This is a genomic window from Ruegeria sp. YTSA105, assembly GCF_059610225.1.
The window spans coordinates 64,611-83,997 of record NZ_JBXWNE010000007.1; the positions used below are offsets into that span (position 1 = coordinate 64,611).

At 53.0% G+C, this 19,387-nt stretch carries 14 protein-coding genes; 8 read left to right on the plus strand and 6 right to left on the minus strand.

Annotated features, from left to right (window positions below):
• Nucleotides 1-471: 471 nt before the first annotated feature.
• Complete coding sequence (locus tag AC2FH2_RS10790; RefSeq protein WP_260023749.1) at nucleotides 472-891, minus strand: DoxX family protein; 420 nt, start codon at nucleotides 889-891, stop codon at nucleotides 472-474.
• The gene (locus tag AC2FH2_RS10795) at nucleotides 840-1,865 is read right to left on the minus strand and encodes a helix-turn-helix domain-containing protein (RefSeq protein ID WP_480608076.1); all 1,026 of its coding nucleotides are present in this window, start codon (nucleotides 1,863-1,865) and stop codon (nucleotides 840-842) included. The genes AC2FH2_RS10790 and AC2FH2_RS10795 overlap by 52 nt, the downstream gene beginning before the upstream one ends.
• A 180-nt stretch (nucleotides 1,866-2,045) precedes the next feature.
• Between AC2FH2_RS10795 and AC2FH2_RS10800 the strand changes: the two genes are divergently transcribed.
• From AC2FH2_RS10800 to AC2FH2_RS10830, 7 genes are all read left to right on the plus strand, one after another.
• On the plus strand, nucleotides 2,046-3,437 hold the full coding sequence (locus tag AC2FH2_RS10800; protein WP_496823532.1) for a metal-dependent hydrolase family protein: 1,392 nt from the start codon (nucleotides 2,046-2,048) through the stop codon (nucleotides 3,435-3,437).
• Between the two features lie 63 nt (nucleotides 3,438-3,500).
• Nucleotides 3,501-4,892: a metal-dependent hydrolase family protein gene (locus AC2FH2_RS10805; protein ID WP_496823534.1), complete on the plus strand. Its 1,392-nt coding sequence runs from the start codon at nucleotides 3,501-3,503 to the stop codon at nucleotides 4,890-4,892.
• Between the two features lie 72 nt (nucleotides 4,893-4,964).
• Nucleotides 4,965-5,366 (plus strand): hypothetical protein, encoded by a 402-nt coding sequence (locus tag AC2FH2_RS10810; protein WP_010438197.1) that lies wholly within the window; start codon nucleotides 4,965-4,967, stop codon nucleotides 5,364-5,366.
• 62 nt (nucleotides 5,367-5,428) lie between these two features.
• A complete protein-coding gene (locus AC2FH2_RS10815) occupies nucleotides 5,429-6,652 on the plus strand; it encodes a carbohydrate porin (protein ID WP_029621684.1) in 1,224 nt (407 codons plus the stop codon).
• Nucleotides 6,653-6,803: 151 nt separating this feature from the next.
• The gene (locus tag AC2FH2_RS10820; protein WP_260023743.1) at nucleotides 6,804-8,126 is read left to right on the plus strand and encodes a mechanosensitive ion channel family protein; all 1,323 of its coding nucleotides are present in this window, start codon (nucleotides 6,804-6,806) and stop codon (nucleotides 8,124-8,126) included.
• Nucleotides 8,123-9,736 (plus strand): mechanosensitive ion channel family protein, encoded by a 1,614-nt coding sequence (locus AC2FH2_RS10825; protein ID WP_260023742.1) that lies wholly within the window; start codon nucleotides 8,123-8,125, stop codon nucleotides 9,734-9,736. Before AC2FH2_RS10820 ends, AC2FH2_RS10825 begins: the two co-directional genes overlap by 4 nt.
• Nucleotides 9,737-9,860: 124 nt before the next feature.
• Nucleotides 9,861-10,361 (plus strand): hypothetical protein, encoded by a 501-nt coding sequence (locus tag AC2FH2_RS10830; RefSeq protein WP_260023741.1) that lies wholly within the window; start codon nucleotides 9,861-9,863, stop codon nucleotides 10,359-10,361.
• An 11-nt stretch (nucleotides 10,362-10,372) separates the two neighbouring features.
• On the opposite strand, the gene AC2FH2_RS10835 is transcribed toward AC2FH2_RS10830, so the two are convergent.
• Nucleotides 10,373-13,117 carry an AsmA family protein gene (locus AC2FH2_RS10835; protein WP_496823537.1) on the minus strand — a complete coding sequence of 915 codons (2,745 nt, stop codon included), beginning with the start codon at nucleotides 13,115-13,117 and terminating at the stop codon, nucleotides 10,373-10,375.
• A 112-nt stretch (nucleotides 13,118-13,229) separates the two neighbouring features.
• Nucleotides 13,230-14,855: a L,D-transpeptidase family protein gene (locus tag AC2FH2_RS10840; protein WP_480608058.1), complete on the minus strand. Its 1,626-nt coding sequence runs from the start codon at nucleotides 14,853-14,855 to the stop codon at nucleotides 13,230-13,232.
• Nucleotides 14,856-15,083: 228 nt separating this feature from the next.
• On the opposite strand from AC2FH2_RS10840, the gene AC2FH2_RS10845 reads away from it, so the two are divergent.
• Nucleotides 15,084-15,779 (plus strand): alpha/beta fold hydrolase, encoded by a 696-nt coding sequence (locus AC2FH2_RS10845; protein ID WP_480608055.1) that lies wholly within the window; start codon nucleotides 15,084-15,086, stop codon nucleotides 15,777-15,779.
• 424 nt (nucleotides 15,780-16,203) lie between these two features.
• On the opposite strand, the gene gyrB is transcribed toward AC2FH2_RS10845, so the two are convergent.
• On the minus strand, nucleotides 16,204-18,621 hold the full coding sequence (gyrB, locus tag AC2FH2_RS10850) for a DNA topoisomerase (ATP-hydrolyzing) subunit B (protein WP_496689842.1): 2,418 nt from the start codon (nucleotides 18,619-18,621) through the stop codon (nucleotides 16,204-16,206).
• Nucleotides 18,622-18,722: 101 nt separating this feature from the next.
• Nucleotides 18,723-19,295 (minus strand): TetR/AcrR family transcriptional regulator, encoded by a 573-nt coding sequence (locus AC2FH2_RS10855; protein WP_496678621.1) that lies wholly within the window; start codon nucleotides 19,293-19,295, stop codon nucleotides 18,723-18,725.
• Between the last annotated feature and the right edge of the window lie 92 nt (nucleotides 19,296-19,387).

Here is a 19,387-nt window from a genome sequence, read left to right on the forward strand (position 1 = left end):
CTGAAACTGTCGGAAATTCGCACCGGTTTTGTGGCAGAAAGCCGGGATTTCGAGATTTAACATAAGTCGCAATTATGGAGCGTTTGCGGCCGCTCCGGCCAATCGCCCGCCACACAAGAACCACGGTCAGTCGCAAACAATTCGTCAGCACCGGCCCTACGCCCAATGTACAAATTGCTTCTCTGCATACTAAGGTCGGTGATGCGCAGAACGCGGACTTTGCAAAATTCGAAGAACGATCATTGCGAACGTTTGCCGAGACCTTTTGGAACAACCGCTATTGGGAACTAGCTGGATATGCTTTTGATCTAATCTGCTGCTCTGCCGAAATCTCGCGCCTGACCGATGCTGATCGATGCCCCAATGACAGAAATGCGCAGAAAGCGGACTTTGCAAAGTCGAGAATAAAGGCCCGTCGTGGACGTTCCATCGCTGTCCTGAGGTTACCCGGTATCGGTCGGGTGACTGTTGTTACAGTACGTTTAGAAGCTTTGAATACCCAGCGTTTAAAACAAAAGCCGCAAGCGTCCCTGTTATCATCGCTGGTATGCCCTGCTTCCAAGTATCGAACACTAAATGGCAGAATATCGCTCCGAAAGATGTGCAGAGCAACGCAAGTGCTCCTAGTGGCCCTATCCACGACGATTGAAACCAGATGGCGAATGCCCCGAAAAGTTCTCCGCATCCGACGAGGAACATGATCTGCCTGTTGAGGCCGTAGCTTTCGAACATGCCCAACTGGATTTCAAAGACCTTCTTTTGCCACCCAAAAATCTTGATGGATGAAGCAAAGAGAAAAAATGCAGATAGAAGACCGATGGCGATGTTCAGGAGCAATGCTAGTCCTTCCGGTTTGATTTCTTGTAGGCTGCTGGAGATAGGCCCGTCCATTTACGGAAAGCTCTAGAGAAAGCTGTTGGGTCGGCATAGCCGAGCCGTTGCGCTGTCTCGCCGACGGATTTGTTGTCATTTGCTAGCAGGCGTTCGGCTTCTTCCTGCTTAATGCGCGCGATCACTTGGGACGCCGTTTGACCGTAGGGTTCCAATCGGTTGTTCAGTGTTTCCTGATGAAATCCGCAAAGGTCCGCAAGCTCATCCACACCAAATCCTGAATCCGCAAGATGGACCCTGATCAGGCCTTCCAATCCTGCAAGGAAATCCTGCGGGGCGGCCAGGTCCTCATCCATCACCCTGTAGTCTGGGGGGTTTTCCAGTGCCTCTGGTCGCAGTCTGTAACTTAACCAGCTGGAGGGAAACCTGATCGAAAAACCTTGAGGATTGCACTTGATTGCCCGAACGCCGTGAAACTGACCGGGCAGCGCATCCGGGTCACTGACGCGAAGAATGACCTGGTTGGGGTCCCACCTGAAATCCAGGACACGGTGCAACAGGGATATCCATATACTCGTCAGAAACGCGTCGGTTTGGCTGGGAGAAACCGAAATTTGGAAGTTCCTTTTGGCACTGAAATACGCGTGCTCTCCTTCAACAAAGAGGGATTGCGTAACGGCATTGGATTCCTTGGAAACCGCTTGTGTGAACCTGGTAAAGAAGTCTCCCAACGTAAGGGCTTCTGCCAGCATATCGCCAAGCGGGAGAAATTTGACAAGATCGACGGATTGCCCGACCCGTGCGCAAAAATCCGGTGAAGTGGCTTCTGCCACGGCCTGATAGATCTGGTAGACGGTATCGTGGCGCAGGAAATTCTTCGGGTCCATTACCTGCGCTTCGTTCAACCCCAGAGGATCAAGAACAAACGCGGGTTCGACCCCTACGCTGCGAAGCGCTGCGACAACCGGACCCGCAACTGAAGCCCTGACGAGTGGCAGCGACTGATCCGTGTTATTACCAAGTCTTCTTGTCATCTCTTCTCCAGAAATTCGCAATATGCCCGAGTGTAGGAATTTCCCACAATAAAATTATGAAATCTTGCAGTTTTCCAAAACTATTTTTCACGAACCGGCAAATTGTCAGGCATCAAGTTATTCGAATTCTATAATGACTCCTAAATGCGCCTTTTGCGATTCTTGTTGATAGGAGCCCTGATGAACGGATGTCTGATGCGCATAATTGTGCCCGCAGTACTAGCTGCGAGCCATCTGTTTCCAACTCATGCCGCTGCACAGGAAAAAAGTTTCCCGATCCTTTTCACAAATGTTCATGTCTTTGATGGGGTGAACGAAGCGCGGATCGAGAACGCAAATGTTTTGGTCGTTGATAACCTGATCGCCGAGGTCTCAACTGAGCCGCTTGCCGTCGCCAATGCGCAAATCATCGACGGTGGTGGGCGCACACTGATGCCCGGAATGCATGATCAACACGTGCATCTTACGGTGTTCAACCCTCTCAGCGATGGGTTGCGCCAGAATATAACACCCTTTCACCTTGGCGGCGTCGCGACAATTCGGTCTGAACGCATCCTGATGAATGGGTTCACCACTGTCCGGGACCTAGGCGGACCAGCAAAATCCATCGCTCGCATTATAGATTCCGGCATGTTTCCCGGGCCGCGCATTTACTCGTCTGAAGCCTTCATCACCCAGACATCCGGGCACGCGGACTTCCGTAAATTGAACGACCGGCATCCCACACTGTCTGGGCAAGGACCATCACATTGGGTCGAAAGTGAAATGAGCTTTATAGCCGATGGGCCGGATCAGATCCGGATGGCTGTACGCGAGAACCTGCGCCGCGGGGCAACCCAGATCAAAATTATGGTCAGCGGCGGTGTTACGTCCGAGTTCGACCCCCTGCATTCGCTTCAGTACCAAGCCGATGAAATCCAGATGGCAGTCAAAACCGCCGAACAGTGGGGCACTTATGTGACCTGCCATGTGTTCACTGAACAGGCGATCCGAAACTGTATAGACAATGGCGCGAAAACCGTCGAACACATCCCGTTTCTGACTCCGGAAGTGGCCGAGGTCATGGTTCAAAAACAGATCATGTTTGCGACCGCCGTGGCTCCGGTCTACTCGGTCTCCACCGAGCAGGCCGAAGCATTTTACACACCCGCGTCGTTTGCGAAGTGGAAGACGGTGCGGGATGCCGCGGCCAACATGATTGAAGTAATTCAAACCACGCCAGGCATGATCGATCTCTACACCCTGGGCACTGACCTCATCAACAACTGGGACCAAACGCTAGAGCAGGACAAGAAGATGAACGACGAGTTCAAATACCTGCTTGAAGCGAATTTCACACCCTTCGACATTTTGCGCATCGCAACGTCCAACGGCGCGCGCATGAACCGTCTTACAGGTTTGAACAATCCTTATCAGGACGGCCCGCTGGGTGTGGTCGAAGAGGGTGCATACGCCGATCTTCTATTGGTCGATGGGAACCCGCTGGAGGACATCCTGCTGCTGTCCGATCCCGACACCAATCTAAAGATCATCATGAAAGATGGCGTGATCTACAAGAACACACTCGACTGAGTGTCGCGTGGGGTGAACTTACCTCGGCACCCCGCGCACTAAATTTTAAGGGAGAAGAAAGACATGAGTATTTCAACAAAGATAGCCGCTGCCGCGAGCCTAATCGCTATCACGGCCACTGCCGTGTTTGCACAGGATACCCAGCCGCAAACCCTGTTCACTAACGTCCATGTCTTTGACGGTGTGAACGAGGCGCGGATCGAGAACGCCAGCGTTCTGGTTGAAGGCAACTTGATCAAAGAAGTGTCCACCGAGGCTATCGACGCGCCTGGCGCGACGGTTGTGGATGGAGGTGGTCGCACATTGATGCCCGGGCTGATCGACAGCCACGTCCATCTGAACCTGACCGGTCTGTTCACAAGCTTTGGTGGCGCGGAATATGCGAATTGGGACGGCGTCGGCGCGATGGCGGTCGCAAACGCGCGTGATTACCTTATGGATGGGTACACAACGGTTCGCGATGCCTGTGGCCAAGGTGATGCGATGAAAAAGCTGATCGATCAGGATATCCTTGTCGGGCCACGGATTTACCCGAGCGGTGCGTGCATCGGCCCACAATCTGGTCACACGGACTGGCGCAGCCCTCGTGCCCGGGCAGAAGGTGGCCCCGTCGCACAGGTGGAAGAACTAAATCTCGCGGTCGTTGCAGACGGCGTAGACGAAATCAGAACGGCCGCGCGCCGGAACCTCAGCTATGGGGCCACGCAAATCAAGCTAACCGTCGGTGGCGGTGTTTCCTCGGAATTGGACCCGCTTTGGTCTGTGGGATACGGCGTGGAAGAGATCAGAGCGGCCGTAGAGGTCGCAGCCTTTTTTGATACTTACGCCTTTACGCATGCATACACGGACGAAACTGTCCAAATGGCACTGGATGCGGGCGTCAAGGTCATTGAACACGGCCAGATGGTCACAGAAGAAACCGTGAAGCGCATGGCTGATGAAGAGATATTTTGGTCGCTCAACACCGCCGGATTCTCACCGATCCTGTTTGAGCACCCCAACTTTGCACCGGGTACGCCGGCAGGCATCAAGCTTGCGGTTGCACATGACCAAAGCAAGGATCTCATCACACTTGTCAAGAAATACAAACCCAAGGTCGTGCACAACGTTGATACAGTACTGTCAACGCTCGATCAGGGTCGTGCCCATCGCGATTTCGAAAAGTACCAGTTTGCTGATTGGTTCGGCAATCATGCCATGCTGGTCTCCGCTACGTCGACCGCGGGCGAACTTGCGCAGCTGACTGGCCAACGTAATCCTTATCCGGAGCAGTTGGGGGTGATCCAAGAAGGAGCCTACGCCGATATCCTGATCGTCGATGGCAACCCGCTGGAAGATCTTTCTGTCTTGGGCGCCCAACCGAAATGGTTTGACGCGGAACCGCGTGAAGAAGGTTTCGACACCATCCGTGTCATCATGAAGGACGGAAAATTCTACAAGAATACGCTGGAATGAAAGGAAAGTGGGGTGGTCTATCTTTGATAACCCCACACTTCAGCCAAGAAACCTTCCCTGAAAGGAAAGACTGTGAAACATCTCAGCCTTGGCGTCTTTATGGCGATCTGTGGTTCAATTGCCGCAGCTGAAGACGCCGAAAGCATGCGTACGTTTTTGTTCATTGGCACGTCCAATAGCACCGCTTGGGAAATGCAGATCGCCAATCCGGGGGATCGCGCAGCCTCGGTGAAGGGCGGGATCGAAGCGCTCGGTGGAGAGCTTTTGAGCTATTACTGGGGACTTGGGAACGGGAAGAACTACATCACCGTCTCCCTGCCAGATGACCCTACCTTTATCCAAGCCTTCTATGTTAGCCGCCTCGGCGATGGCCTGCTTGATGATTACCAGATGATCGAGTTGATGAGCAGCGCCGACATGGCTGCGGCGCTGGAACGTGTTTCCGAAATAAAAGCTGTGGATGATGTAAAGTGATTGGAGTTTTGTCGCACCAGAGATCGTACCTTCCATCACGACCGACCCTTTCCACCGCGTTATTGAGCGCCTTTGCACTATTTGCCGGTGCTGCTGGCGCACAGGAAAACGCTGGTCAGGCCAAACTGGAGGCCGCAGCCCAGGTATCGTTGGGTGGTCCGGGATCAGCCAGCGCGCAGCAGGAGCAAGACAGGTTGCGCCGGCTGGAAGATTCGCGTTGGCCCGGTTTGGACCGTGCCATTGATCCAGCCGAGAACGCTTTGGGTCGATTTCGGGAAAACACCGGATTAGCCCTCAGCTTCGACTATCAGGCGCTATACCAGCGCAGTTCTCACAGCCTGACCGGGCAAGACGAATCTGCATCCGGTCAGCTCAGGATGATCGGGACGTGGGAATTGGCAAACCGGGGTGGTGAAAACCCGGGTAGCCTTGTCTTTATTCTGGAGAACCGACACCGGTTGGGCCAGTCCATTGCACCTTCAGCGCTGCCTGCGCAAATTGGGTATCAAGGGGCAACCGCGGTCACGTTTGGGGACACAAACACGACCTTGTCGGTAGCTTACTGGCAACAAGCCTTCGCAAACGGCCGCGGAGGAGTGGTGGCGGGTCGGATCGATCCGGGCGACTACTCTGACATTCTGGGTTACGTGAACCCACGAACGACCTTTTCGAACTATTCGATCCTGTTTAGCCCGGTGCTGCCAATCCCCGATCCAGGTTTTGGCGTCACCGTCGGCGGCTATCTAACGGACCAGATTTACGCGTTAGGGGTAGTTAGCGATGCCAATGGGTCTCTCACAGACATTGAGTGGTTTTCCGGGGGTAGCGAATTCTACAAATACGCCGAGATCGGCTGGACGCCCGAAAAATCAAAACGATTTCTGACAAACGTTCATCTGGGGATGTTTCACACAGATGCGCGCCGACAAGTTGGCGTACCGGAAACATATGGAGCCACACTTTCTGCCAACCATACATTCGACAGCCAACTGATGATTTTCGGACGGCTGGGATGGTCCAATGGCGGGGGTGCGCTGGCCAGGCGTGCAGTCAACGCAGGCTTGATGTGGCGACCTGGCACCTACGATGATCTCCTTGGCATAGCGGCCACTGTTGCCGACCTGACGACACCAGGATTGCCCAGTCAAACGACACTTGAAGTTTTCTACCGTTTGGACCTGGCCGACAATCTGGCACTGACGGCAGACGTGCAATACCTGAAAAATCCCGGATCAAACTCGAACGACCCGCTGGTCTTAGGACTGAGACTGAGGGTCAATCTTTGATGCATGCCGGTTAGTAGTTTCCGTTCGGGCTGCATTTTTGCCGGAACGGGCGGGGGCGGCAAGTGAGTGGGTCGCCCCCAACTATTTTTGATGGCAGACCTTTCCGGTCTCCTTACGATCTCTTCAGTCTTTATGTGGGAGCTTTAGTGTCATGGCGCGATACATCTACGGTTTGGTTATTTTGCTCTTTGCTGCGGCGGTATCGACGTCAAACGCTGTTCCAGCGTACGCACAGAATGCTGCAACTGAACAGGAACCTGCTGCGGTACAGCAAGAAGATCTCTTAACTGAGGTTGCCGACAAATCAATTTCTGCCGGTGACCTGGAGATACTGCTTGTTCCGCTGACGACTGATGAGCTTTCAGAAATTGCTGTTGCCTGGCAAGACCATGTTCGCAACCAACTTGAAGAAATTGCCCGTATTAATCTTAGCCTTCAGGCCGGAAACGAAGCGCAAGAAGATGACCTGAGATCACAGCTTTCTTTGATAAACGATACTGGCACTGTAATTTTGGATAATTACACTCTGGTCTTGAACGAGTGGGCCTTAAAGGGTGCCGCCGAAGAAGACCTGAAACCGCATACCGATTATGTCTTAGCGCTCAAAACTGGCGTGCTTAAAACAACGGATTTGCAGACGTTATTTCACAACGCTCTCCAATGGTTGGTTTCCTGGGAGGGAGGTGCTGGTCTTTTATTGGCTGGGCTGGGTGTTTTGGCGGCTGTTTGGGTTATGATGTTTGTCGCGAAAGTGGTGCGTCGTCTATCTGAGCGCGGCCTTGAAAAGATACCTACAATTTCGCGGATGCTTAAGAAATTCATTGCGACCGCAGTGTTTTGGGCGGTCTTTATTCTCGGCATTCTGGTTGTACTTGCCCTGTTTGGTGTGAATGTCACTCCTTTGTTTGCAATATTTGGTGGTTTGTCTTTCATTCTTGGCTTTGCGCTTCAGGAAACGCTAGGCAATCTCGCCAGCGGTCTGATGATCATGGTTTTAAAGCCATTCGATACCGGAGACTATATTCAGGTTGGCGGGTCATCTGGTTTTGTTGACGAGATGTCGGTCGTTTCGACAAAAATCCGAACCTTCGACAATCAGATCATCATTGTGCCGAATAGTAAGATCTGGGGTGACGTAATCACAAATGTCAGCGCATCTGATGAGCGTCGCGTCGATCTGGTTTTTGGTATCGCGTATTCAGACAATGCTGCCCACGCAATCAATGTGCTGAAAGAATTGGTCGGAAGGCATGAACTATGCCTGAAATCGCCTGATCCAGAAATATTTGTTGGTGAGCTTGGCGACAATTCAGTCAATATCTTTTGTCGACCGTGGTCTAAGTCTGACGACTATTGGACTGTCTATTGGGACCTCACAGGACAAGCCAAGGAACGGTTTGACCAAGAGGGAATATCAATACCGTTCCCGCAGCGCGATGTTCACCTGATCCCAGTGGAAGGAGCAAAGACATGAGAGCATTAGTAATATGGATGATGTCCTTTCTGCTTCTTTGCAGTGTCGCCTCGGCTCAGTCAGAAGAAATACTGCTGCCACAGCAGGAACGAGAAGATCCCGAATTCATAGCACCTGTTGTTGTCGATGGGGATGAACTTTTTGTCGTCCGCGGATCCAGCGCATTGCCTGCAACGGACAGGGCCGCAAAGATTGAAGAAAGAATTACTCAAGTCGCGGATAGATCAGAGAGCAAAACGGTCGACATCCAAATCTCCCGGGCTGAATTTGGACAACTCGTACGCGTCGACGGCCATATGGTCACTATTACCACTCAGGCTGACGCCGACCACGAACAGATGGACATTGAAGTTCTGGCCGGGCTGCAAGCAGAGGCCATCGAAAATGCCATTTTAAAGTACCGGGAAGCGCGATCCAGCGAAGGCCGCGTTGACAGCACCTTGGCCGCTGTTGCTTGGACGGCGTTGTTTGCACTGGTGTCATACTTCTTCTTTGCCAAACGGAAGAAGTTTCTGGGCTACGTCAGAAACAACTTGGAAAAGAGAGCGGAAAGCGTCGAGGAAGCTACAAAGTCAATCCTACGAAGCAGGGCAATCGCGTCTATCATCGTTTATTCAATTCATGCTTTGATGTGGGTGCTGTTTCTGTTTTTTCTCTACTACTACCTGTCCTTGGTATTGCTGTCGTTCGCGGAAACCCGGGCCATTGCTCAAGTTCTTCTTAAGTACGTCAGTGAGCCATTGATTACCGTTGTGCTGGCTGTCATTGGGTACATCCCAAATCTGATCATGCTGGTAATTATAGCAGCTGTAAGCCGGTTTGCGATCCGTGGCCTCGATCTGTTCTTTGACAACCTGGAGAACGGGGCGTTTGAAATCAAAGGTTTCGAGGCGCACTGGATCGCGCCAACAAACATGCTGTTCAGGGCTTTGGTTATCGTGATCGCGCTGGTGTTCGCTTACCCATACATTCCGGGCTCAGGTTCCCGGGCGTTTCAGGGTTTGACAATTCTCGCCGGCATCATGGTCTCGTTAGGGTCCAACACGGTTGTGTCAAACATGATGGCAGGTCTGTTTGTCATCTATCGACGTAGTACGAATGTTGGTGATCGAATAATGGTCGGAGACAAGATAGGGGACGTGACCGAAATCAAACTCATGGAAACACTTATCAAGTCTATCAAAAACGAAATGATCAGTATTCCAAATGCTCAGTTGTTGAACTCAGAGGTCGTGAACTATTCGCGAAAAGTCGATGGTCGAGGCCTTGTCGTTTACACAACTGTCGGGATCGGGTACGAGGAGCCGCCAAAAAAAATCACGGCAATGTTGATAGAGGCGGCTCATCGCACACAGGGATTGAGAAAAAGCCCGGAACCTTTTGTGCTTTGGACACAGTTGGCTGACTATGCCATCAATTACGAAATTAACGCATACACATCTCGAGGATCGAGTTTGCCTAAGATTCTGTCTGATCTACACCAAAACATCGTGGAAGTGTTCAACGAGAACGGTACGCAAATTATGACACCGTCCTACATGGCTGACCCGCCAAGTCCTAAGATTCCCACTGAGGAATGGGATGGAAAGCTTGCTCATATAGCGGAGTAAAAGAATACCAAGTCCACTCTGGGTCTACTAAACCCCGCCCTTGCAGGTTGTCGGATTAGTTTGATTGATCCAGAGCAATGGGTAGGATTAATGCAATAGTTTTCAGAACGTTTTGGGGTTCCAGATGATCAATTGGGCATTTACCGCAATAGTAACGCTTCTCGCGAGTGGCGCTCATGCCGCTGGTATGGAGCCGTGGGGTGAGTCCGGCGACTGGAAAATTTTGATCGACCCCGAGAAAGGAAATGGCTGCCTCGCGTGGAAGCCCTTCGAAGACGACATGACAGTTGAGATTGGCGTCGCACCCAATCAGGCTGGCGGTTTCTTCGCCGCTTACAATCCGACCTGGGTTCAGATTGAGGACGGTTCAACCGGTATCGTGAAATTCGATTTTGGTGACGCAAAGTTTGAAGGCGAAGCCGTAGGTGTTTTTAAAAATGGCGTCCCCGGGGGGTATGCCTTTTTCGACAACCCTGCGTTTGTAACCGAATTCGGGAAACGCCAAAGCGTCACGATAATTGGTGAAAGTGGGGCCGAAGTGGAACTTGATCTAAGTGGGTCCTCAAAAGCCATCGAGGCCGTTTTGGCATGTCAGGCAGAACAGCCTGAACCACTCAAGAACTAGGTCGTGACCGACTATTGAAGCTGATTCATGTCTGGCACGCACGGTTGCCTGTCTGCTGGCATCGCATCAGCACCTTCCGGAGCCTTGTTTCTGGATCCACCCACATCCAACTTGAACTTCGGTGACGAAAGTTGGCCAGTCACGTCAAACGGCCACGCGCTACGGGATAGCGGTTTGCCAACTCGACGAGGTTCTGCCCTGATCGCAATAGTATCTTTGACCCAATCCACTTGGCCCTTGGCCACCAATTGAACAGAACCCGTTTCAACCACGATGGAGTCTGAGCTTACCCGGCCGGCTTCGATGTTAATTGGTGCCACAACGCATGTTATGTCCGTGTAACCTTGACGGAGTTCCTCTGAAAACAGCCATGGGAAAATACCAAGCCCTGCCAACTCCAGAAGGCTGGTGCTGACATAGCCTTGTGACATCGATAAAGAAGCAGTGCCGCGCATGGAATTCACAAACGCATTGCCAGACGCAGTGCTGCCTGAAACGTTGAACTCACCACTCAACCGCCCATATGCATCTATCCCGATACCCAGTTCATCGAGAATCTCTCCGAATTCCCATCCTGAGGTTGACCCCGACAAGGAGAGCCAATCAGGTGAGTCAATCAGATCCATCACTGCCCGTAGGCTGAAGTTTCCACCGCCATATGCCAATTGGAGCGGCCCAAAATCTACGGTCCCTTCTTTTGCAGACAATTGGCTGGAAACAGAAGTTACGCCTTGTTGGCCAACAATCTCTTTAAAGTCGATTTGTACCTCGACGTCAGCCTCTCTCAGTACGCGCTGCACATCCAGAAGATCGGCTGGCTTTCCTTTCTCCTTTGGTAAAACCAGGGGCTGTACGTTGGTTTCCTTCGGTAGAACCAAGGGCTGTACGTCGGCTTCAGGATCTTTTGAAGCGTCGCCTACCAAGCTTTTAAGCTGGTCCAACGTGGCGGTCAGGTTTTTTAGATCATTCAAATCGAGCCTTTTACTCGCAACGTTTCCGCGAATTACAGAAGCGCCCTCGGGAAATTTTGCATCCAAAGCGGCCAGAAGGTGTGACGAACCGGCTTCAAACTCGATTGAGGCGGTGAAGTCCTCGCCCTGCTTCGACGTCACTGCATCGACGGCAAGTGCGCCAATCTCGACAGGTTGCAATTTGAGCGCAGTCAGAAAACTAGCTCCGTCGCTGACTTCCAGTTCCACGTCAAAATCAAGGCCTGACAGCCCTTTCAATTCGCTGACCGATAGCGCGAGGTCAAGCGCCCAAAGATTTGTGCCATAGGTGGTTGCGTTAAACCTGTTAAGCGAAACAGGCCCTCCTTCATTGGACAAGCTGAAGTCGGCAATTATGCCACCGAGCTGATCGACAAAATCTTCATCCATATTTGGCAAAATCAATTTGGCCGGCCCGTTGAGTGTGCCATCGAAGGTCACGTCCTGAAGCTGAAGCAGGTCGAGAATTTCGCCGTCGGCCTTTAGAATTGGGTCCTCAATGGGTCCAGCCTGTAAGGCGATGCCCAGCATCGCAAGCCGACCATCGGGCATGCGGCGAATGCGTTCAATAGAGGCTGGCCCGATTACGTCCAGGCCTTGGTCAAATGCGTTAGTTTGGAACAGAAGTTTCTCGAACTCGAAAGATGCAAGTGAGCCCACCATGTGCATTTCAAAGGCTGTGAACTTCAGCTCCTGGAAACTCTTTGCTGCGTTCGGCGGCTGCCCCTCAGGATAAAGCCGCGCGTCGAATAACAGATCAACGCCCCGAGCTGTGTAGAAGTCTTCTATCGATCCTTCTGCTGTAAGTTGCTGTCCGTCCTCAAGGTTTACGGTGGTCGTAAAGGTCTCGATTTTCAGAGCATCCTGAGAAACAAGCTCTGCTTGCAACTGGCCATTCCCTTCCAGAACTCGCTCCAGCCCAATGACTTCAAGAAAGTCACCGAATTCACCAGTGTCCATCTGCAAGACAGCACGATAGCCGCCTCCCTCGTTTTCCGAAAATGGTTCGCCGTCGTAGCTTACCGTCATTTCGCCAAAATTGGCGCGCGTCGTAAACGGTGCGCTATGAGGATAGTCACCCTCGATTTCGAAACTTTGACTGTTGACGGAGCCGGTCCCCGAGACCTTTGTTCTTTGCCCTTCGTCTACCTGTTCCAGAGCGAGAGACTGGAGGTCAAACACGAACGAGAAGCCAGAAGTTTGATCATCAATGTTCAACCCAATGGATGTGAAAGCTACATTCTTGTCGCTCAGGAATGAGAGGATCCCGCCACCTTCTGGGTCGCCCTCATTGGACCCGCCTGTCTCAGCTATAGCCTCTTGATTGTCCTCTTCCGTGGCGTTTTCGGGTTCAGGTTTTGGCGTCGGTCGGCCTTTTCGCCAACTTGTAGTGCCGTCAGCAGCTGTAAAGAAATTCGCCTGGAGACCGTCAACGACGAGGTTGTCAAAGTGCAGACGACGATTGGCCAAAGCGGCAACATCCAATTCCAGTTCCAGAAGGTTCAATTCTGCAAGAGATGTTTCCGGCATTGATTGGCTCGGGATAACCACACCACCGACGTAAATGTGGGTGATGCGTCCAAGCGCGACACTTACATCGTCGTTGACTACAATCGGTTGTCCGATTTGTTCAGAAAGGACTTTTTCGACCAGGTCACGTCGCATCTCCGAGAATAGCGGCGCAGCAAGTAGCAACCAAACAAGTGTGATTGTTGCAAACACAAGTAGTACGACAATCCCAATTGTTCTAAACAGCCAAGTCCTCATGCATCCCCCTGTCGTCGCCTACGCCGTTTTGTCTATCTTCAATTCGGCGTTCGCCAATCCGCTGGACTAGATGGGCACATAATTCGGATCGCGCGCGCCGCGCATTTCGTGCTCATCGGTCCAAAGCCGCCAGGATACGAGCATCCCGCTCGTATGGGTCCTCGCGGAAATGAACGACCCCGTCTTCGACCCACGCTGTCCAATATGTCAAAAGAACTGGCATTGGCTCAGGTAGATCAACGCGCGTCGTCTTTCCGCTATCCAAAATGGACTGCATCTTCTGTCGGCTCCAATCTGGCTCTCCCTCCATCAGAAGGCTCGCGAACTCGAACGGATACTCAAGGCGAACGCAGCCGGAACTGAGATTTCTCTCGTTTCGGTCAAAAAGGGTTTTGTCGTTTGTGTCGTGCAAGTATACAGCGTATTTGTTTGGAAACATGAACTTAACCAAACCCAGCGCATTGTCTGGGCCCGGCTGCTGAACCAGGGTCACGCCGGGGTTCTTCGCCCCCCAGTTTACAGCGTTTGCGGGGATTGTCTGGCCATCCTTGTTCCGAACGACATAGTTGTTGCGTGTCAGATAGGCTGGATCCTTGCGGATGCGCGAAAGTTTGTCTTTACGAAAAATAGAGGCGGGAACGGTCCAGGTGGGATTGAATTCCATGTACTTGATTTCGTCTCGGAACACTGGGGTCTTTCGATAGGCTGACCCTGTGATTGATCTAGTGGTCCAAAGCGTGCCATCCGACTTGGCCAAATATGTGCGGGCCCCTGCAATGTTCACCAGCACGAATTCGTCGTCGACTTCCCGCATAAGCCAGCGGCCACGTTCCAAGCTGAGACGCAGCTTGTTAATGCGATCTTCCACCGGTTTGTTTAGCGATGCGAACGTCTTACCGCCAATGACCCCATCGGCTTCTAATCCATGCCGACTCTGAAAAGATTTGACTAATTTCACCAAGTTATCGTCGTAAACCCAAGCTGTGTTTATGCCGTTTTCGCCATCTTCAGAAGAACCGCTTGTTTCAACGAAGCCTTCTGCCGCCAGCCTTTCGCGCAGCTTGGCGACAGCAGGGTCCACCATCTCTGGTTTAAGAACGGTTTCATCCGGAACATTGGTCCAACCGCCCTGTAAAGCAATGGCCCTATACTTACTCAGTGCTTCGACAAGCATCATATACTGCGCATTGTCGATATCGATGCGTTCGATTAACGCGCTGAAACCTTCACCTTGAAGAAACTGATTTAGGACAACAGCTGGGTCTTGTTGAATTACCGGTTTTGAGAAGTTCCAATCGTCGTCCAGTGCATTTGGGTCGACTTTCCCAAACACCAAATGATGAACCAGTTTCACCGCAGCGTCCGTTGCCAGAATATCGAACAATGCTTGATTAGAAACATCGCCAGTTTGGGCGGTCTTAAATGCGGCTTGAAGCTCCGCTAAGTCAAAATCCTCCGGTCTGAAACCCTGTTCTATTGCACTATCCAACTCATCAAAGAGTTCGTCCGACAATACATCGCGTGTCCACGCAGGAGTGAAGTCCCTCTCTTCGTAAAAACGCGGCACTAGGATTTCAGCATCCAAGCTCTTGTTGTCAGGTAGCGTGCTACTCACGTCCAACTTGGCACCGAGTAGAGCAGCAATCTGCTCTGAGATCTCGTTTGCGACGCTTGAGTTGGGGAATATTGTTACCAATGCAGTTAGCGAAATCGCGACTAACGACTTAACGTGACCCACCAATACCTCCTGCGGCTTCGCGCGATATGCTGTCTCTATGTGGGAGGATACTCATACATAATGTATAATCAAATCGTAATTTATGATTTTAGTATGGCCATTTGATTGGAGGGTTCGAGAGCTGTGTGTATATGCAGGGGATTGACGCTGAACGTCCAAACGATCCTGTGGACGAGCCGGCCCTGTTGAATCTACTGTCATTGCAGTATCGACGGAGTTGGGCGGGTTATGGCGACATTTGTATTGGTCCATGGAGCGTGGCAAGGGGGATGGTGCTGGGCTCGCGTAGCCGCCCTTCTGCGCAGGGACGGCCACGACGTTTTCACTCCGACACTGACAGGGTTGGGTGAACGTGCTCACCTCGTGAGTGACGAAACCGATCTGGCCATGCATATCGAAGATGTCCTAGGGGTAATCAAGTGCGAGGAACTTTCTGACATTGTTTTGTGCGGTCATAGCTATGGCGGCATGGTCGTCACCGGAGTCGCAGATAGAGCGCCCAACCACATTCGCTCACTTGTGTACCTCGATGCGCTCGTGCCGGGCGATGGGCAGGCCGCCTTGGATGTGTTGCCTGCGGATATCGCGGCAGGGCTTCGTGATAGTGCTGTCGATGGCAAAGTCGCGCCGGGCCCAGCGGAGGCTTTTTCGGTGAATGGAGCAGACTGTGCGTGGGTGGGCCGCCGAAATGTCGCGCAACCACTCAAGACATTTGAGCAACCGATTCAACTGGTGAGCGGCGGAGCCAAGGTGTTAAAGCGGACCTACATCTATGCCACCGGCTGGGTCCCAGGGCTTGGCCAACCGTTTTTTGAGCGATACCAGCATCAGTCGGGGTGGACAGCGATTTCGGTGCCATTCGGGCACTACGTGATGATCGATAGGCCTGAAGACTTGGCCCGAATTCTAATGTCCGCAATTTGAACGTGGCCGCCGATTCCTGCACTAGTGGGCAGACAGCGAAATCGCCCGTATTAGAATGGTTATTGCTTCCATTCCGATTGTCCTACTTCAACCACCGCTTCGGGGGAAGATGTGCCGCAGCGCCGCAGGTTGTCCCGCGTCTCAACTGATCAGCTGGCATTGATCTCAATGCACCAGCTTCGGGCGGCTCCTGACCGTACAGCTGGAATTGCAAAGTTCGGTTTTGTATGTCCGCTTAGGGCTGGAAGCGGCCATCCGAAAACCTTCCCCGGCAATACGGCGATGGCGCGAAACAAGCAAAGAATGAGACCCGAAGATATGGAGCCTCGAACCAAGAAAGTTGAAGGTTAATGCGCCCAAAGTTTTGGGCTAAAAATGCAACTCTTTGGGCGAAATGCAAATCTTTGGGCGCACATACAAAAATTCAGAAGTCCAGGTTTTCGACGCTCAGAGCATTTTTCTGTATGAATTCACGGCGCGGTTCCACGACATCACCCATCAATTTAGTAAACAGGTCATCAGCTTCGAGCATATCATTCACCCGTACCTGCAACAGCGTCCTTGCATCCGGGTCCAACGTGGTTTCCCACAGCTGATCTGGGTTCATCTCGCCCAGTCCCTTATAGCGCTGCAGGGACAGGCCCTTTTCACCCTCTTCCAGAATGGCACGCAACAGGTCCAGCGGACCGTGGATGGCCTGCGACCGGTCGCGGCGGATCAGGGTTGCGGATGTGTTATAGATCTCCTGCAGGCTTTGGGTAAAACTGCCGGTCTTGCGCGCCTCGCCCGAGCGCAGCATCGGGCCGTCCAGCGTACGCACCTCTTCAACGCCGCGCAGGATACGAGCAAGGCGGATGCCGTGATCCTGCGTGATCCGACCCTGCCAGCCACGTTCGTATTCCAATGCGATCAGGTCAAGACGGGCTGCGACCTTGTCGGCCACGCCTTGCAGATCGGCATCAACCGCACCGGGGACAAAGGCACCGGCCACGGCGGCCTGTTCCAGAATGTGGCGCGGATAGTGCGTCGGGAATGCATCCAGAACGCGTTTCAGCTGGCGCGCTTCGTCAACCACGCGCGCCAAGTCCTGGCCGGACAATTCCTCGCCCGAACCCAGTTTCAGCACCGCACCCTCGACGCCCTGATTGATCAGGTAGTCATCCAATGCCGCCTGATCTTTCAGATACACCTCGGACTTACCGCGCGCGACCTTATAAAGCGGCGGCTGCGCGATATACAGGTATCCGCCCTCGATCAGCTCTGGCATCTGCCGGAAGAAGAAGGTCAACAACAGCGTCCGGATATGTGCACCATCCACATCCGCATCCGTCATGATAACGATCTTGTGGTAGCGCAGCTTTTCGATATTGAACTCATCGCGGCCAATGCCCGTGCCCAGCGCCATTACCAGATTGCCGATTTCCTGGCTCGACAGCATCCGGTCGAACCGTGCACGCTCCACGTTCAGGATTTTCCCACGCAGCGGCAACACGGCCTGTGTCAAACGATCCCGCCCCGTCTGAGCCGAGCCACCAGCCGAGTCCCCCTCGACCAGGAAAACTTCGGTCTTTGACGGGTCCTTCTCGGAACAATCCTTCAGCTTGCCGGCCAGATAGTTCACATCCATCGCCGTTTTGCGGCGGGTCAGTTCACGGGCTTTTCGTGCGGCTTCACGGGCCAGAGCAGCCTCGATGATTTTGCCCACGATGATTTTGGCTTCATTTGGGTTTTCCTCAAACCATTCAGCCAGCTTCTCGTTCACCATCCCTTCGACCGCCGGGCGGACCTCGGAACTGACCAGCTTGTCTTTGGTCTGTGAGGAAAACTTTGGATCCGGTACTTTGACCGACAACACGCAGGTCAGGCCCTCGCGCGCGTCATCGCCCGTAAAGCTGACCTTTTCCCTTTTCGCAATGCCGCTAGATTGGGCATAGTTGTTGATCGTGCGGGTCAGCGCACCCCGGAAACCCGCAATATGAGTACCGCCATCGCGCTGAGGGATGTTGTTGGTAAAGGGAAGAACCGACTCGTGATAGCTGTCATTCCACCACATCGCGATTTCGACACCGATATCGTCCCGCTCACCCTTGATATAGATCGGCTCGGGCATGGCAGACGACTTTGATCGGTCGAGGTATTTGACGAATTCCTTCACGCCGCCCTCATAGAACAGCTCGGTTTCCAGCCGTTCTGCGGGGCGTTCGTCGACCAGGATGATCCGCACACCCGAATTCAGGAAGGCAAGCTCGCGCAGGCGCTTTTCCAGCGTCTCGAACGAGTATTCGAGGTTCGAGAACGTATCAGTCGAGGCCAGAAAGCGCACCTCAGTCCCCGTACGGTCACCACATTCGCCGACCACTTTCAGATGCTCGACGGTTTCGCCCCCTTCGAACCGGGCAACATGTTCTTTGCCCTTGCGCCAGACGCGCAGTTCCAACCAGTTGGACAGCGCATTCACAACCGAAACGCCCACGCCGTGCAGACCACCAGACACTTTGTACGAGTTGCTGTCGAACTTACCGCCCGCATGCAGCTGGGTCATGATGACCTCGGCGGCGGACACGCCTTCTTCGGGATGGATATCCACCGGAATCCCGCGACCGTTGTCGCTGACTGAGACGCTGGAATCGGCGTGAATTTTCACTGTCACATGGTCGGCATGACCGGCCAGAGCTTCGTCAATTCCGTTGTCGACAACCTCATACACCATATGGTGCAGACCCGAGCCGTCATCGGTGTCACCGATATACATGCCGGGGCGCTTTCGAACTGCCTCTAAGCCTTTGAGAACCTTGATTGAATCCGCGCCGTATTCCTGCGGTGCCTGTGCGTCTTCGGACATGCCGTTAGTACCTATATTATTTTGGTAACTTATACGTTCTCTGGTGGGGAATGTCACGCGATCCCCCAATATTTTGTGCCAGAGTTTGGATTTTCAGCCGATCAAAGCTGATCGAGGTCTGCGGCGATATCTGCGGCGATTTCCTTGGCGTTGACGTCGCTGCGTTCAGCGGACAATCGCAGGCCCAACAGGTCGGATTGATAGCGCGCCGCAAGCCGCTCTGGATCGTGGTCAGGACCGATCTCTCGGGCCTGTTGCGCCTGCCTAAACAGCGTCGCAAAACATTGCTTCATCTCAGCCATATGCCGGCTGGCTTTCTGCGCTAGCTGGTGATCCCTGGCCTGCAATTCGGCAAAGGTCTTGGCGAGCATACAGGCCTGCACCGGCGTTTGGCTGGAATCGATCACAATCTGCGGCTGCGTCTTTAAAGCGGCCAGCGGCCCGATGTCTTCTGCCAGCGCTGTCAGCCGCGCTACTCCGTCCTGCGTGTAGCGTTCCAGCGCCAGCGCATAAAGCGCGTCTTTCGACCCAAAGGCCGCATAGAAGCTGCCCGGTTTCAACTTCAGCTCGCGCTCCAGATCCTTCAACGACGTCCCGGCCCAGCCGTGGCGCCAGAATATGTCGCGGGCCCGGGCGATCAGCGCGTCTCGGTCATAGGTAGGTTTGCGGGGCATCGACATCACCAATTCTTGAACGGTCACTCAAATATATACTTGAGTGATCACTCAAGAAAGACTATTTCCCACTCAGACATCAAAAAATGGAG